Source organism: Peribacillus sp. FSL R5-0717, from assembly GCF_038002945.1.
GTDB lineage: Bacteria > Bacillota > Bacilli > Bacillales > DSM-1321 > Peribacillus > Peribacillus frigoritolerans.
In genome coordinates this window covers 3,136,735-3,151,885 of record NZ_JBBOOF010000001.1, presented here as the reverse complement: position 1 = coordinate 3,151,885, position 15,151 = coordinate 3,136,735, and the positions used below count along the sequence as shown (strand labels likewise).

15 protein-coding genes, 1 pseudogene and 1 other annotated feature are annotated in these 15,151 nt (G+C 44.0%); of the genes and pseudogenes, 4 read left to right on the top strand and 12 right to left on the bottom strand.

Annotation, left to right across the window (positions count from 1 at the left end):
* Window positions 1-151: 151 nt before the first annotated feature.
* Window positions 152-401, top strand: a binding site (T-box leader).
* A gap of 98 nt (window positions 402-499) precedes the next feature.
* From brnQ to rluF, 4 genes and pseudogenes are all read left to right on the top strand, one after another.
* On the top strand, window positions 500-1,831 hold the full coding sequence (gene brnQ / locus NYE65_RS15320; RefSeq protein ID WP_095678684.1) for a branched-chain amino acid transport system II carrier protein: 1,332 nt from the start codon (window positions 500-502) through the stop codon (window positions 1,829-1,831).
* Between the two features lie 92 nt (window positions 1,832-1,923).
* A pseudogene (locus NYE65_RS15315) lies at window positions 1,924-2,878 on the top strand (aldo/keto reductase).
* A gap of 148 nt (window positions 2,879-3,026) precedes the next feature.
* Window positions 3,027-3,926: a DMT family transporter gene (locus tag NYE65_RS15310; RefSeq protein ID WP_340861183.1), complete on the top strand. Its 900-nt coding sequence runs from the start codon at window positions 3,027-3,029 to the stop codon at window positions 3,924-3,926.
* 115 nt (window positions 3,927-4,041) lie between these two features.
* Entirely contained in the window at window positions 4,042-4,749 is a 708-nt protein-coding gene (gene rluF, locus NYE65_RS15305) for a 23S rRNA pseudouridine(2604) synthase RluF (RefSeq protein ID WP_034305927.1), read from the top strand.
* A gap of 179 nt (window positions 4,750-4,928) precedes the next feature.
* Here the strand turns inward: rluF and NYE65_RS15300 are convergent, their stop codons facing one another.
* From NYE65_RS15300 to NYE65_RS15245, 12 genes are all read right to left on the bottom strand, one after another.
* Window positions 4,929-5,231: a hypothetical protein gene (locus tag NYE65_RS15300; RefSeq protein ID WP_340861182.1), complete on the bottom strand. Its 303-nt coding sequence runs from the start codon at window positions 5,229-5,231 to the stop codon at window positions 4,929-4,931.
* Between the two features lie 56 nt (window positions 5,232-5,287).
* Complete coding sequence (locus tag NYE65_RS15295) at window positions 5,288-6,037, bottom strand: ABC transporter permease (RefSeq protein ID WP_340861181.1); 750 nt, start codon at window positions 6,035-6,037, stop codon at window positions 5,288-5,290.
* Entirely contained in the window at window positions 6,038-6,799 is a 762-nt protein-coding gene (locus NYE65_RS15290; protein WP_340861180.1) for an ABC transporter ATP-binding protein, read from the bottom strand.
* A gap of 197 nt (window positions 6,800-6,996) precedes the next feature.
* Complete coding sequence (locus tag NYE65_RS15285) at window positions 6,997-7,350, bottom strand: DUF1048 domain-containing protein (RefSeq protein ID WP_340861179.1); 354 nt, start codon at window positions 7,348-7,350, stop codon at window positions 6,997-6,999.
* 66 nt (window positions 7,351-7,416) lie between these two features.
* Window positions 7,417-7,737, bottom strand: a complete 321-nt coding sequence (locus NYE65_RS15280; protein ID WP_016131412.1) for a PadR family transcriptional regulator — start codon at window positions 7,735-7,737, stop codon at window positions 7,417-7,419.
* Between the two features lie 529 nt (window positions 7,738-8,266).
* The gene (locus NYE65_RS15275) at window positions 8,267-9,235 is read right to left on the bottom strand and encodes a sugar phosphate isomerase/epimerase family protein (protein WP_278088478.1); all 969 of its coding nucleotides are present in this window, start codon (window positions 9,233-9,235) and stop codon (window positions 8,267-8,269) included.
* 21 nt (window positions 9,236-9,256) lie between these two features.
* A complete protein-coding gene (locus tag NYE65_RS15270) occupies window positions 9,257-10,297 on the bottom strand; it encodes a Gfo/Idh/MocA family protein (RefSeq protein WP_034305944.1) in 1,041 nt (346 codons plus the stop codon).
* Window positions 10,298-10,314: 17 nt separating this feature from the next.
* Complete coding sequence (locus NYE65_RS15265; RefSeq protein WP_063592249.1) at window positions 10,315-11,337, bottom strand: Gfo/Idh/MocA family protein; 1,023 nt, start codon at window positions 11,335-11,337, stop codon at window positions 10,315-10,317.
* Between the two features lie 13 nt (window positions 11,338-11,350).
* Complete coding sequence (locus tag NYE65_RS15260; protein ID WP_328134283.1) at window positions 11,351-12,079, bottom strand: ThuA domain-containing protein; 729 nt, start codon at window positions 12,077-12,079, stop codon at window positions 11,351-11,353.
* Window positions 12,080-12,305: 226 nt separating this feature from the next.
* The gene (locus NYE65_RS15255) at window positions 12,306-13,340 is read right to left on the bottom strand and encodes a LacI family DNA-binding transcriptional regulator (protein ID WP_328176705.1); all 1,035 of its coding nucleotides are present in this window, start codon (window positions 13,338-13,340) and stop codon (window positions 12,306-12,308) included.
* A gap of 57 nt (window positions 13,341-13,397) precedes the next feature.
* Window positions 13,398-14,216 carry a carbohydrate ABC transporter permease gene (locus NYE65_RS15250; RefSeq protein ID WP_057278543.1) on the bottom strand — a complete coding sequence of 273 codons (819 nt, stop codon included), beginning with the start codon at window positions 14,214-14,216 and terminating at the stop codon, window positions 13,398-13,400.
* On the bottom strand, window positions 14,216-15,076 hold the full coding sequence (locus tag NYE65_RS15245; protein ID WP_034305954.1) for a carbohydrate ABC transporter permease: 861 nt from the start codon (window positions 15,074-15,076) through the stop codon (window positions 14,216-14,218). The genes NYE65_RS15250 and NYE65_RS15245 overlap by 1 nt, the downstream gene beginning before the upstream one ends.
* Window positions 15,077-15,151 lie beyond the last annotated feature (75 nt).

The window sequence follows — 15,151 nt, the reverse complement described above, 5'->3', positions numbered from 1 at the left end:
ATAATAGGGAGTAATATCCTATTCTTCTCCAAAAAACACTCTTGATAAAGTTGGTTTCGCCAAATAGGGACTAATTTCCTGCTCCTTTGAAAGGATTAATGATAAATTATGTTGACTTCATAATCAGAATTTGCTAAATTATCTTTATATTATAAAATCTATGAAGAGAAAGAGTAAGATGAGAACCCTGTTCCACAGAGAGTCGACATGTGGTGGAAGTCGATGTCCAAGGCCTATCCGAAAATCATCTCTGAGATGCAAAGCTGAAAATGCTGCAGTAGGCTTTGACGGGTTTCCGCCGTTACAATGGATCACGTATGAATTCGTACGTTGACTGAGTGCCGCAGCTTCTTTGAAGTGCGGAATATGGGTGGTAACGCGAGCACAAACTCGTCCCTGATTTTTCAGGGGCGAGTTTTTTATTTGCACAAAACACTTTAATTAGCCTTTTTCAGGCCAGTCGGCGGGAGTTATCATTTTAAAAAAAGGAGAAATCACCATGAAAAAAACAGACACATTATTTATCGGCCTTATGCTTTTCTCAATGTTTTTCGGAGCCGGGAATCTCATATTCCCTCCATTTTTAGGAGCATCTTCTGGAACTTCTTTCTGGCCAGCCATCGCCGGCTTTGTCGCCACCGGAGTCGGCCTGCCAATTTTGGTGCTTCTTGCAGTCTCACTTGTTAAAGGCGGCGCACAAACCATCGGTGCCCGAGTACATCCCCTATTCAGCACGTTGTTCATGGTCGTAATCTATTTAAGCATCGGGCCGTTTCTGGCCATTCCGCGGAATGCGAATGTTGCCTATGAAATGGGCTTCAAGCCGTATCTTGGCGACTCTGTGGATCAACCACTATTTCTATTCATGTTCACAACCATATTTTTCATCATCGTTTATGCCATTTCATTGAATCCGGAAAAAATGGAAACCTTCATGGGACGCTGGATCACGCCCGTTCTACTTTTGTCCATGGTCATTCTCTGTGTCGTTGGGTTCGTAAAGCTTGATGCTCCTTTCCAAGCTCCAACCGAAGCATATGCTGCAGGGGCCTTTTCGAAAGGGTTCATCGAAGGCTACAACACGATGGATGCTTTAGCTGCCTTGGCCTTTGGGATCGTCATCCTTACTTCAATCCAGCAAAGGGGGATTTCCGAACGAAAACAATTGACGAGATATACAGTAAAAGCGGGTCTCATCGCTGGCGTTTTGCTTTCTTTAGTTTATATCTCCTTAGGTGTAATGGGAGCACGCATGGCGGCCGGTGGGTCATTCGAAAACGGAACGGATATCCTCACTGTCGCTTCCACCCTTTTACTAGGAACCGGCGGGAAGGCCCTTCTTGGCATCATTTTCACTTTGGCATGCTTCACCACCGTTGTCGGGTTGACGACTGCTTGCGGACAGTATTTCTCGAACCTTTTCCCCAAGCTGAACTATAAAACCGTCATTCTGATTGTAACAATCGTCGGTTTCATCCTTTCAAATATGGGTCTGAATCAAATTCTGAAAGTATCGGTACCATTTCTTGTGATGGCTTATCCGCTAACGATCGTCCTGATTGTCCTGACATTCTTCAGCCGTCATTTCAAAAATCCGAAGAAGGTTTATCGCAGTGCAATGACTTTCACAGGAGTCTTCGCCTTGATGGATGGGCTGAATGCTTTCGGCTTACAATTAGGACCCGTACAAACCTTAACTGATGTCCTTCCCCTTTCCGCTTACGGCATGGAGTGGGTCATCCCTGCTCTCGTCGGTACAGCCCTTGGCATTCTGCTCAGTCAAATCGGACAAACAGCTCCCGCTGAGGAGTTGGAAGTCGAAACACTATAATAATGAAGTAAGCAGGTGATCTTTCCGGTCATCTGCTTATTTTGTACACACCTTCATTTCTTTATTTTGGAAATCGGCAACGGCTTTTTGTTATGATGGTGTCAAAGGAGATGATAAGTAATATGTCTAAGCAAACCCGTATTGGTAAAACAGATCTGTATGTAAACCCGATTGGCCTTGGCACGAATGCAATTGGCGGACATAACCTTTTCCCTAATCTAAGTGAGGATACAGGAAGGGATGTTTTGAGAACGGCATTGGAAGAAGGAATCAACTTTTGGGATACAGCTTACATTTACGGTCCTGAACGTTCAGAAGAACTTATCGGTGAAATCCTTAAAGAGAGCCGCAAACGTGAAGACATAGTCCTTGCCACTAAAGGGGCACACAAATTTGTCGATGGCAGCATCGTTTTTGATAACTCTCCCGCTTTTCTGAAAAATGCCGTGGACTCGAGTCTAAAAAGGCTCCAAACAGACTACATCGACTTATTCTATATCCATTTCCCTGATGGTGATACCCCTAGCAGTAGGTGCCTTAAAGGAATTGAAGGATGCAGGCAAGATAAAGTCAATCGGCGTCTCTAACTTTTCGTTTGAACAATTGAAGGAAGCAAATAAAGACGGCTATGTCGATGTCCTGCAATCCGAGTACAATCTATTCAAACGGGAGGCAGAACAAGAACTGCTACCATATACAGCCGAAAATGATATTTCCTTCATTCCCTATTTCCCCCTTGCTTCCGGTTTGCTCGGCGGCAAATATAATCAGGAATCAACATTCGATGACGGCCGGGCAAAAAGTCCGCTTTTCCAAGGACAAGCCTTTGTAAGCAACCTGCAAAAAGTGGAAGAAGTTCGGGCGATCGCCAACAGGAAGCATACCGATGTCGCCGATGTCGTACTAGCTTGGTATTTAACCAGGCACTCGATAGATGTACTGATTCCCGGAGCGAAAAAACCAGAACAGGTCACACGCAACCTACAAGCATTGGACGTTGATCTAACCATGGATGAAATCGCCGAAATCAGTGCCATTTTCGCTTAATATAGATGTGTGAAAAGGCTGTTCAGCTAAAGTTGAACGGCCTTTTTATCCTGTCCAAAATTGACTGATAAGGCCCCCTATATTGCTTAGGTACCCCTATTTTGCTATATTTAGTGAATATTCCATAAATTTAGGGAGAGGCAGTCTGATGAAAAAATCTATTGTTATTTTATTTCTTATCTTGGCAAATTTGTTCTGGGCCGGTAATTATATATTCGGAAAGTACGTTGTGACCGAACTTTCCCCGATCCAACTAACATTTGCGCGATGGCTAATCGCCGTTTTCTTATTGTTTCCTTTAGCGCAATGGATTGAAATACCAGACTGGAAGAGTGTATGGAAAGCCTGGAAATTACTATTAGTCATGGGTATGCTCGGAATCATCAGTTATAATTTTTTCCTTTATTGGGCTCTGACCTATACAACTTCTATAAATGCAGCTCTTGTCAATTCCATGAACCCTGCATTAATTGTTCTTTTTTCCGCTTTGCTGTTAAAGGAGAAAATTTCATCCCTACATGCACTCGGACTTATCATATCTTTATTAGGCGTTTTATTGGTCTTGACAAAAGGACACCTTCTGGATATATTCCAGCTCAATTATAATAAAGGCGACCTATTGATGATCCTGGCGATTCTCGTTTGGACCTTCTATTCTATAATCGGTAAAAAACTGAAAAACATTCCGATCATCTCAGCTACTGCCGTTTCCGTATTTCTCGGTTTGTTTCTCATTGCTCCATTTGCCATTGGCTCGGGAATGAACTTTGATTTAAGCAGTAAAGCCATCATCGGTCTTTTATATATCGGGATTTTCCCTTCTGTCGGCTCATTTATTTTCTGGAATATTTCCCTTCGCCATATCAATGCCGGCCAGGCTGGGATTTATCTAAATCTGATTGCTGTATTTACCGCCATTCTTAGCCTTATTTTGGGTCATGCGATTACGACCATCCAAACCCTCGGTGGCCTCCTTGTTTTCCTCGGCGTCTACCTGACAAGCAAAAAGAAAAAAGCAGATCCGTCAGCTGTCACGAAGAACATGTAAAGGGCATCCAGTGATACACATCAACGAGCGCTTTCTTCTCTTTTCCCCTTGTCTATGCACCATGATTTACGTTATCCTTTAAAGAAGAAAATCTGAATGTAAAGGTGTGCTTTAGTTGAGGATCAATAAATTTATCAGTGAATCCGGAATTACCTCGCGACGAGGCGCAGACAAATGGATAGCCGAGGGCCGTGTTACGATTAATGGCACTGTAGCTGAGCTCGGCAGTCAAGCTGAACCCGGCGATGATGTCCGGGTGGACGGCAAGCCGATAAAAGTCGAACAGCAAAATGTCTATATTGCACTGAATAAACCGATAGGGATTACAAGTACGACCGAAAAACACATAAAAGGGAACATCGTTGATTTTGTAAATCATCCGCTTCGCATTTTTCATATCGGACGGCTGGACAAAGACTCAAGCGGTCTGATCCTTCTTACAAATGACGGAGATATCGTTAATGAAATCCTTCGTGCAGAAAACAAGCATGAAAAAGAATACATCGTAACCGTGGATAAGCCACTTACCGCTTCCTTCATCAAAGATATGTCATCCGGAGTGGAGATTTTGGATACGAAAACACTTCCTTGTAAAGTCGAGCAGTTGACCAAATACACATTTAACATCACTTTAATGCAAGGACTGAACAGACAAATCCGCCGTATGTGCTCCGCACTAGGTTATGAAGTCCGTGATTTACATAGAATCCGGATCATGAACATCCATCTGGACGGACTGGCGATCGGACAATGGCGCGACCTGACCGAGGATGAATTGACGGAACTATTTAAGGAATTGGATTATTCCCCTAGGAAAAGATGATAATGAAGATGCCCCCAGAATTCCGGGGGCATCGCTTTTTTAATTTCAGGATTATTTTCAGCAATCATTTTGCTTTTATTCGTAGTTTTGCAGATTTACTCGTGAGTTTTGCACTTTTACTCGTAAGTTTCGCACTTTTACTCGTGAGTTTTGCACTTTTACTCGTGAGTTTTGCACTTTTACTCGTGAATTCCGCGGGGAGCTCCACGCTTTTTATGATAATAAAAGGAATCTATTTTTAAAGACATTGATTCCCAAAGCGGTTTTGTTTCTGAATCTACTCTTTTCCTGTCAATTACATCTATGTGCTTTATTCTTTTCATTTTTCCTCTGCGAACGACCACTACCCTTTTGCTGTAAATTCTTCTAAAGCAAGTATGGAAAATCCCATGATGGGATAAGCGGCCGCCACCAATCACACCAATTTTGAAGGTTTCCATGATTTCATCGATGGTTGCCCCGGCATTTAAGCAGACTTCCAAGTGATGCATTCATCGCATCGGCTGACTATGAAATGACCAATCCGATAATGGTGTACTTACCCGAACTGGCGTTTAAATACTTTACTGGCGAAGAAGTAAGCGATGACCATGATGCCGATACACCAGGCAAGCGAAATCCAGATATCGTTCCCAACAGACCCTTCATACAAAAGGGCACGAATCGCATTCACGATTGAAGTCACTGGCTGGTTCTCGGCGAACGCACGGACAATTTTAGGCATGGTTTCGGTGGGGACAAAGGCCGAACTGATAAACGGCAGGAAAATCAGCGGGTACGAGTAGGCTGTCGCCCCTTCCAAAGACCCCGCTGTCAATCCAGGAATGACCGCCAGCCATGTCAGCGCCAGCGTAAACAGCACGATTATCCCAGCGACCGCTAGCCAAGCCAGGATATCAGCGCTGGAACGGAAGCCCATCAAGAGTGCGACGAGGATAACCACGACGACAGTAAGCAAATTGGATATTAGCGAGGTCAACACGTGAGCCCACAATACCGACGAGCGCTTGATGGGCATGGTAATGAAACGCGCCATCAACCCGCTCTTTACATCCGTAAACAGCCTTACTGAAGTGTAAGCGACTCCGGATGCGATAGCCATCAGCAAGATTCCCGGCAATAAATAATTGACGTAGTTGTCCGTGCCTGCCTCTATGGCGCCGCCAAAGACGTAGACAAACAGCAACATCATCATAATTGGCGTGATCGCCACCGTGATAATCGTATCCGGGCTGCGCATGATGTTGCGCATTAAACGCCCTAGTAATACCCCTGTTTTGCTATTCATTTACATCTCCTCCTTTTTGCCGATGATTGCGAGGAAAATTTCCTCCAATGTCGGCTGCTTCTCGATGTACTCTACTTTCGCTGGCGGGAACATCTCCTTGAGTTCGGTAAGGGTCCCGATCGAGATGATTTTTCCGCCATGCAGGATGGCGATACGGTCCGCCAGTTGTTCGGCTTCCTCCAGGTACTGGGTTGTCAGCAGAATTGTCGTGCCGCCGCCAGCTAGCTCCTTGACCGTATCCCAGACTTCAATCCGGGCTTCGGGGTCAAGCCCTGTCGTCGGTTCGTCGAGAAAAATGACTGCTGGCGTCCCGATCAGGCTCATGGCGATGTCAAGCCGGCGCTTCATCCCGCCGGAATATTTATCCGCCCGGCGGTTGGCCGCATCGGTCAGGCTGAATCTCGCAAGCAGATTGTCGGCGACTTGAGCGGGATTGGAAACTCCCCGCAACTTGGCGACCATCAGCAGGTTTTCCCGCCCGGTGAGCATGCCGTCTAAAGCTGCAAACTGTCCTGTCAGGCTGATGCTCTGGCGAACATGATCCGGTTCACGCTGAACGTCAAAGCCGCAAATACCTACTTCGCCGCCATCGGACTTCATCAGTGTCGATAGGATGTTGATCGTCGTCGTCTTGCCCGCTCCATTTGAGCCCAGCAGGGCAAAAATTTCGCCACGCCGCACCTCAAAATCCATCCCCTTTAAAACTTCATTGTCTTTAAAGGATTTTTTTAACCCTTTTACAGTAATCACTGCATGGCTCATACTTTTTTCCTCCTTTTAATAGGCAGTAATGCCGCTTGTAAGATTCGAATTTATCCTTCCGAGCGCCCAGCGGACTAGGCTGCCCATTCTCCCCTATTTAGTCTGACTGATAATCTGTATAACTTACTACCGGGTTAAAAATATAACTGAATAGCGAAGGTGGCATTTCACATTTGTAACCAGCTATTCAGTCGGAATTATTTATTGAATTTATTTTTTCCCAATCGATTCATGATACTGTCATTCAAATCCTCACGATACTTGGCGAAATAAGTTCTAGCATTTGCCACTAGTTCGTCGGCAAAGGACGCCACATCGTCCCCAGTGATTTCCAGCACTTGCCTGCCTTCCGCAGCACCGGCTTCGAACAACTCGATTAATTCATACTGCATGTGCAGCATATCCATCCCGTTGCCCGCTGAGAAATTCCACATATAGTTTTGAATTTTCTTAAATACAAATTGGTAGTCCTCTGGCAGAGCTTCAACCCGTGCCATCATCATTTTATACTCTTTTTTATCACCAATCATTTTTTTGAATAATTCCATCATGTTATTCATCCTCCTTTTTTATAAACAAGACACTCCAAAAAATAGCGTACGGAATATCTTATGAAGCTAGATTGACTTTAAGACATTGATTTTTGATGAAACAAAATCCCATTTTTTCCAAAACAATTCAAGTTCCTGGCGTCCAGCCTCATTAAGTGAGTAAAACTTGCGGGGCGGCCCCATATCTGACGGTTTCTTCTCTATGTTCACCAGTTTTTTCTTTTCTAATCGCACGAGGATGGTATAGACCGTCCCTTCCACGACTTCAGTAAACCCAAGCTCGTTCAGGCGGCGGGTAATCTCGTAGCCATAGGTTTCATGGCGGCTGATGATTTCCAGCACGCAGCCTTCCAGCGAACCCTTCAGCATTTCAGTTAAATTTTCCATGCTCAGCCTCCTCTATTTTGTGACTTATATTAAAACGTAGTTCCGAGGGAAATTTTTATACTGAATAGCTTTTGGGAAGCACGCTATTTAGTATTACTTATTACAACTAAACTGTAACACCGAGTAGCAGAAGTGTCAACTTTCTTTCTTAAAAAATTTCTGCAACTTCACTACTCAGTGTTATCGGTATCTTGTGTTACTTACTACAAGGTATGCTGTAACACGCAGTAGGGTGACTCTCAAATTGATTTTTTTAAAAAACTAGCTCTCTCCATTGGATACAGCCGACGTAAATTATGACTCGTGAATATCACTTTTATCCGTGAGTATCACGCTTTTACTCGTGAATTTTATGCTTTTACTCGTGAGTTTCGCACTTTTACTCGTGAATTATGCTGTTTTACTCGTGAATTTCACTTTTACTCGTGAGTTTCACGCTTTTACTCGTGAATTCCACTTATCTACTTTTGCACGAGTAAGGGCGAAAATAAAAAGCAACCTGCATTAGGCTGCTCTTTTCGGCTCTAAATTATACCCACCATAAATCAGTTGGACTTTCGTTGATGAGTACAGTTTTCAGATTGGTTACGGCCCGTTGGAATCCTTCTTCAACTGACATCAGCGGATCTTCGTGTTCGATGCTGACGACGTAATCGTAACCGTATGTGCGAAGGGCGCTCATGATGTCGGACCACTCTTGCAGGCTGTGGCCGCATCCTACAGAGCGGAAGTTCCAGGCACGGCTCTGGATATTGCCATAAGGCTGCATGTCGGTCAATCCATACATATTGATGTTATCCTGATCAAGGTATGTGTCTTTTGCGTGGAAGTGGTAGATTGCTCCCGCTTTCCCTAGGATTTTGATGGCTCCGACTGGTTCGATGCCCTGCCACCAAAGATGGCTTGGATCAAGGTTGGCGCCTATTGCATCAGATGTAGCTTCCCGCAGTTTTAACAAGGTGTAGGGGGTGTGGACGAGAAAGCCCCCATGCAGTTCAAGGCCGATTTTTATATTGTGTTCATCGGCAATGGCAGCCACCTTCGTCCAATAGGGGATCAATTTTTCTTCCCATTGCCATTTCAGCACATCTGTATACTCATTCGGCCATGGGGCTACGGGCCAGTTTGGATATTTAGCTCCTTCGTGATCACCCGCTGTACCAGAAAAGGTATTGACGACCGGGACGTTCAGTAAGGATGCAAGTTTGATTGTTTTGATCAGTGTTTCATCACTTTCTTTAGCGAAGGTTTCATCAGGAGAGATTGGATTGCCATGGCAGCTGAATGCACTGATCGTTAACCCTCTTGTTTGAACGGCTTCGAGGTACTTTTGGCGCTTTTCTTCACTTTCCAGCAGTTCATCGAGTGGACAATGGATATTCCCTGGATACCCGCCTGTACCGATTTCAACTGTTTTTAATCCGGAATCCGCGACATAATCAAGCATATCCTCGAATGATTTTTGAGCAAATAGCACTGTAAAGATCCCTAATTTCACATGCCCCACCTCACCTTTTCATTAATTTATGCTCATGACCTTCCCACTTGCCGAGCTTTGATAAATCGCTTCGATTATTTTCGAAACTTTCATGGCTTCCGATGGTTTTACCAATGGTTCCGCTAACCCCAGGCAGCTGTTGATAAAGTTCTCTGCCTGTTGCAGGTCTGGTGTATCCTCTCCTGGCATCCATACAGCCTCACTGTTTAAAAGCATGCCGTGCTTAGCCTGATTCAAGACCAGCGGAAATACATCAAGTCCGCCCTGCGTTCCGGATAAACTCAAAACAGTTGCTTCTTCACGGATATTCGCGGCCCAAGATGTTTCGAATAATAGAGATGCTCCGTTGGCAAATTTGATATATGCCGTGGCATGGTCATCCACTTCAAATACCGAGGCATCGAAATTGCCCCATAAATTGACCTGATCGACACCCTTACTGACATAATTATATGTCGAACCTACGATTTCAATCGGTTCTGGGTCATCCATCAGCCATAATGCCAAATCGAGCAAATGGCAGCCGTAATCGATCACGCTTCCCCCGCCTTGCAATTCCTTGCTTGTAAAAACTCCCCATCCAGGGACTTTGCGCCGCCTGATTGCCTGTACACGCGCTACATACGGTTCACCGATTTCACCGGCCTGAATCATTTTCTTTGCAGCCTGGGCTTCCTTCATGAAGCGGTAATGATAGGCAGTCGATAACACTTTACCGGATATGTTTGCAGCCTCGGTTATCGCTAAACATTCCTCGGTTGTAATGGCCATCGGCTTTTCGCATAACACATGTACACCCGCTTGCAGGGCAGCAATGGAAATCTCAGCGTGAAACTTGTTTGGCGTTGCGATTGTAACAGCATCCACTTCAGCAAACATTTCTTCATAATTCGTGAAAACCTTTTCGATATGAAATTCCCGCGCCACTTCCCGCGCCTTCATTTCATCTATATCCTGAATGGCGTATAAAACCACTTTATCTTGAAATTTTTGAAAAGCTGGGATATGCCTTTTTTGGGCAATTCCACCAGCACCGATAATACCCATTTTTAATTTGTACATGATGACTTTTAACCCCTTTATAAGCGGATGATTTTTCGGGATGCATTTGATTCCATCGCGCCAAGAATGACTTTTAATGACTTTAATCCTTCAACTCCTGAGACAAGAGGCTCCTCATTGTCCACCACACATTTTACAAAGTGGCTGATCACTTCGGAATCATGCTGTCCTTCTGAGTCATTAGTCTGGATGCTTCCTAATTGGATGGTTTCTGTCTTTCCATTATCATGATGGATGATCAGTGAGTATTTCGGATCGTCTTCAAGGCGCAATACCGCTTTTTCCGCATAAATGACCGTAGCATTGTCTTCTTTTGCATAAGACCAGCTGGCGGTAAGAGTTCCGATGATACCGTTCTCCGTCCGGAGGATACAGGCCGCACTGTCATCAACGTCCGTGTTTTTCTTGGCAGTCGTTTCCACAAAGGCTCCCACTTCAACAAATTCTTCTCCAAGGATATACCGTAATAAATCAGCTTTATGAACGCCTAAATCGCCCATTGCACCAATGACCGCCTGATCCTTTTTAAAAAACCAGCTTTCCAGTCCGTCCACGCTCCAGGTTTCCGGCCCGGAATGTCCAAAAGCCGTCCGGAAGCTATAGATCTTCCCTAGCTCCCCGCTCTCAATAAGCTGTTTCGCTTTTTGATGAGAAGGAACAAATCGCTGATTATGGCCAATCATTAGTATTTTGCCGCTTTTCGCTGCTGCTTCATTCATTTTTTCAGCGTCTGCTAAAGAAGTAGCCATTGGTTTCTCACATAGGACATGCTTACCCGCTTCCAAGGCCGCAACCGTGATGCGCGCATGCAGGTAATTCGGTGTACATACACTGATCGCTTCAATCTCCTCATTCTTCAAAAGTTCTATATAATCAGTATATGCTTGCGCTCCATACCTTTGTGCTGCTGCATTCGCCCGGTCCGGCACAATATCACAAACGGCAATGATCTCCGTTTCCTGATGTGATTCATACTCCGGAAAATGCCTGTTTTTTGCGATACTCCCGCATCCAATGACTCCTACCTTCACTATGCCCATTTTGTTCTCTCCTTCACTTCATCTCTTTGGATGAGATGGATTCCAACGGTTCGGCTTTACCATAGTTCGTTGCGATTCCGAATTCCGGCTTGACCCAATCAACGGCATTTTTAATCACACGTTGAATCTCCGGATTATGGTAGGTAGGATATGTTTCATGTCCTGGACGGAAATAGAAAATCCTCCCTTTACCCCGCTGATACGTGCAACCGCTTCTGAATATCTCCCCGCCTTCAAACCAACTGACGAATATTAATTGATCTGGTGCAGGAATATCAAAATGTTCCCCGTACATCTCTTCCTTTTCAAGCTCGATATATTCTCCGATTCCATCAACGATAGGGTGACTCGGATCGACTACCCAAAGCCGTTCCCTTTCATCCGCCACCCGCCATTTCAAATCACAAGTCGTTCCCATCAATCGTTTGAAGATCTTTGAAAAATGACCAGAATGGAGGACGATGAGACCCATTCCCTCAAGTATTCGCTTGTGAACCCTTGCAATGATTTCATCCTGAACTTCATCATGTGCAACATGCCCCCACCAAAGCAGTACATCGGTTCGTTCCAGTACTTCCTCGGTTAATCCGTGCTCTTCTTCATCGAGAGTAGCGGTCCTCACTTCGACCTGTTCACTTTGTAAAAAGCCGGCAATTGCACCATGGATGCCATCCGGATATACTTTTGCTACTTCAGGCTTTGTTTTCTCGTGGCGAAACTCATTCCATACAAGGACTCTCATGAACAACCTCCTCCATTCAAGAATCATTTCACGGCAACTTGTTTTAATGTTTAACTATTACCTCTTTATTCAAAACGCAAACGTTTGCGTTAGGGATGATCAAAATATAAGAACATACTTATCGACCTTAGAAAGTATGAATTTTCAAAAATAATAGTGATAATCTATATTGTAAATTTATGTTAGCAAAAATCAAGCTTTAATTGGTAAAACTTTTCTACAATTTTCATTTAATTTCCTTTTCAGCAACAAAATGCGACTCCCGCTTTATGATTTTGGTAGGAATGCTGATGCTCTTTTCCATCATTTCCGGATTCGCAATAAGATCGAACACGCATTTTGCGGCTTCATACCCTAACTGATACGTATGGATATCAACCGTTGTCAGCGGGGTACTTAAAAATTCTATGAATTCTGAGTGGTTAAAACAGACGACGCTTATTTGCTGCGGCACTTTCAAGTTCTTTTCGGCTAACACTCCAAGTAAGAGCACACCCAATAAAAGATCCATAACCAAAAAAGCGGTTGGTGCCTCCTTCAATTCCAGCAATTCGTCAATCGCCTTTATTCCATCCGTTCGATTTAAAGGAATCAATTTGATATATTCCTGTCGCACATCCACCCCGGCCTGTTCCATCGCTTGTTGGAAGCCTGTCAATCGGTCCTGGATCACTTCAAACTCGGGGCTGCCTCCTAAAAAGGCGATTCGCTCATGTCCAAGATTGATTACAAACTCCGATACTTCCCTGGCCGCTTGAACATTATCGTTATCAATGAATGTGATACCGCTCATGTTCGTACTTGGCTTCCCGATCAAAACGAACGGGAAGCCCTGCTTCAATAAATACGGCACCACTTTATCGTCCTTTTTAGAGTACAAAACAATCATGCCATCCACTCTTCTGCCCTGGACCATTTTCACGACATCCTCAAAGATGGAATCCTCCGTCTCGCCGGTAGTCAGAGAAAGACTGTACCCTTCTTTATTACAGAAATCTCCGATGCCCCGGATCACTTCGGGAAAAAAGGGATTATAAAGTGATTCCCTTGCCGAACTTTTCATGACGATCCCAATGGCCTTAGTTGACTTCGTGACTAAGTTCCGGGCATTTTCATTCATATGATAGCCCATTTCCTTTAATACCTTGCGTACCTTGCGCTTGGTCTTTTCACTGATTGTCGGGCTGTTATGGATTACACGCGATACCGTTGATGGAGCGACATTTGCTTTTTTGGCAACGTCTTTTATAGTAACAGACAAATTCATCAACACTCCCCGTTCACCGCACATGGTTTAATATTCCCTATATTTAAATAGTTATTTAACGGCTCCATCTGCAATTCCTTTAATAATTTGCCTCTGAGCAAAAAAGTACGCAATGATGACTGGAATGATGGATAAAGTAAGTCCAGCCAAGGCGAGATGCCATTGCTTCGTATATTGTCCGAAGAAGAAGAATAATTTAAGTGGAATGGTCTCCGATCCCGCGCCGCCAATAACAAGGGATGGCAGCAAATAGTCGTTCCATATCCAAATGACATTCAAGATCCCAACTGTAATGGACATCGGCTTTAATAGTGGAAATATGATATACCAAAATACTTGAAATCGGTTTGCACCATCAATCTTTGCTGCCTCATCTAGTGAGAGGGGAATCCCTTTTAAGGTACCATGATATAGGAATATGGATAGACTGCAGCCAAAACCTAAATACATGAAAATCAGTCCAGCCTTGTTCAGCATCCCAAGCTGTCCGAATTGGGCAACGAGCGGTATCATCACAGACTGAAACGGGATCAGCATGGCTGCTACAAACACAAAGAAAAGCAGGGAACTTATTTTACTTTTGTTTCGGGAAAGAGCGTATGCAGCCATCGCAGAAAAGATGATGATGATGACTACGCTGACGCCCGATATCAATAAAGAATTGAATAAAGTCCGGAGGAAATCCAATTGCTCGAAAGCTTGAGTGAAGTTTTCCAATGTCCAGGTTTCAGGCAGTCCCAATGTATCGGCAAATATATCCCGTTTCATTTTAAAAGCATTGACAAGCATTAAATAAAACGGAGTGAGCCATAATATGGCCAAAATGAATCCGATGAATCCAATCAGCCACAATTTCCATTTTCCCCTCATTACAGCTCAACCTCCCGTTTTTTATTGAAATAGACTTGTGTCAGCGAAACGACCGCCACGATTACGAAAAAGATAACGGCTTTTGCCTGTGCATATGCCATATCGTTTTCGGTGAAGGCGGATTTTACAATGTTCATCGCAACCATTTCAGTTGAATTATAGGGAGCTCCATTCGTCAAGGAAAGGTTTTGATCATAGATCTTGAACGAGTGGGAAAGCGTCAAAAACAAACTGACGGTAAAAGCAGGTGCCACTAGCGGAAAAGTTATATGGCGAAAGCGCTGGAAACTGTTCGCTCCGTCAATTTTTGCCGCTTCGATCAAGTCTTCAGGAACTGCCTGCAGATAGGCGATATAAATGATCATGATATATCCGGCCATTTGCCAGGACGTTAGAATGATCAATCCCCAAAAACCTGTATCAGTCGTCGATAACCAACCATTAAATGCTTCGATCCCCGTCAAATCACCAATCGCACCGAAGACCTTAATAAAAATGAACTGCCAAATAAAGCCGAGTATCAAGCCGCCAATTAAATTGGGCATAAAGAAAACTGTCCGCAATATGTTGCTTGATTTAATTTTCGAAGTCACGATGAGAGCCAAACTTAATCCGATGATATTGATTACCACAATTGCCGCTACGGAAAATTTAATCGTGAACCAAAATGTATCAAGGAACCCTTTATCCGTAAACAAGTCTATATAATTCTTAAAACCGATGAAATCCGGTGTCCCTAAACCGTTCCAATTCGTAAAGGAATAATAAAATCCGTAGATGAGTGGCACGATCACAACCAAAATGAGTGCAGCAAGAACAGGTGTTAAAAACAGCCAATATGCGGCATCCCGATTTCTCAACGAAACCGACCTCCTTGAAATGATTTAATAGTTAATGGGTTAGATCATGACTGGGTAATTTGATGAATCCCTTAG

Bases quoted from the DNA above. Each gene is read 5' to 3' on its own strand.
- brnQ (WP_095678684.1), top strand. From the start codon at position 500: ATGAAAAAAACAGACACATTATTTATCGGCCTTATGCTTTTCTCAATG.
- NYE65_RS15310 (WP_340861183.1), top strand. From the start codon at position 3,027: ATGAAAAAATCTATTGTTATTTTATTTCTTATCTTGGCAAATTTGTTC.
- NYE65_RS15295 (WP_340861181.1), bottom strand. From the start codon at position 6,037: ATGAATAGCAAAACAGGGGTATTACTAGGGCGTTTAATGCGCAACATC.
- NYE65_RS15290 (WP_340861180.1), bottom strand. From the start codon at position 6,799: ATGAGCCATGCAGTGATTACTGTAAAAGGGTTAAAAAAATCCTTTAAA.
- NYE65_RS15285 (WP_340861179.1), bottom strand. From the start codon at position 7,350: ATGATGGAATTATTCAAAAAAATGATTGGTGATAAAAAAGAGTATAAA.
- NYE65_RS15280 (WP_016131412.1), bottom strand. From the start codon at position 7,737: ATGGAAAATTTAACTGAAATGCTGAAGGGTTCGCTGGAAGGCTGCGTG.
- NYE65_RS15270 (WP_034305944.1), bottom strand. From the start codon at position 10,297: ATGTACAAATTAAAAATGGGTATTATCGGTGCTGGTGGAATTGCCCAA.
- NYE65_RS15265 (WP_063592249.1), bottom strand. From the start codon at position 11,337: ATGGGCATAGTGAAGGTAGGAGTCATTGGATGCGGGAGTATCGCAAAA.
- NYE65_RS15260 (WP_328134283.1), bottom strand. From the start codon at position 12,079: ATGAGAGTCCTTGTATGGAATGAGTTTCGCCACGAGAAAACAAAGCCT.
- NYE65_RS15250 (WP_057278543.1), bottom strand. From the start codon at position 14,216: ATGAGGGGAAAATGGAAATTGTGGCTGATTGGATTCATCGGATTCATT.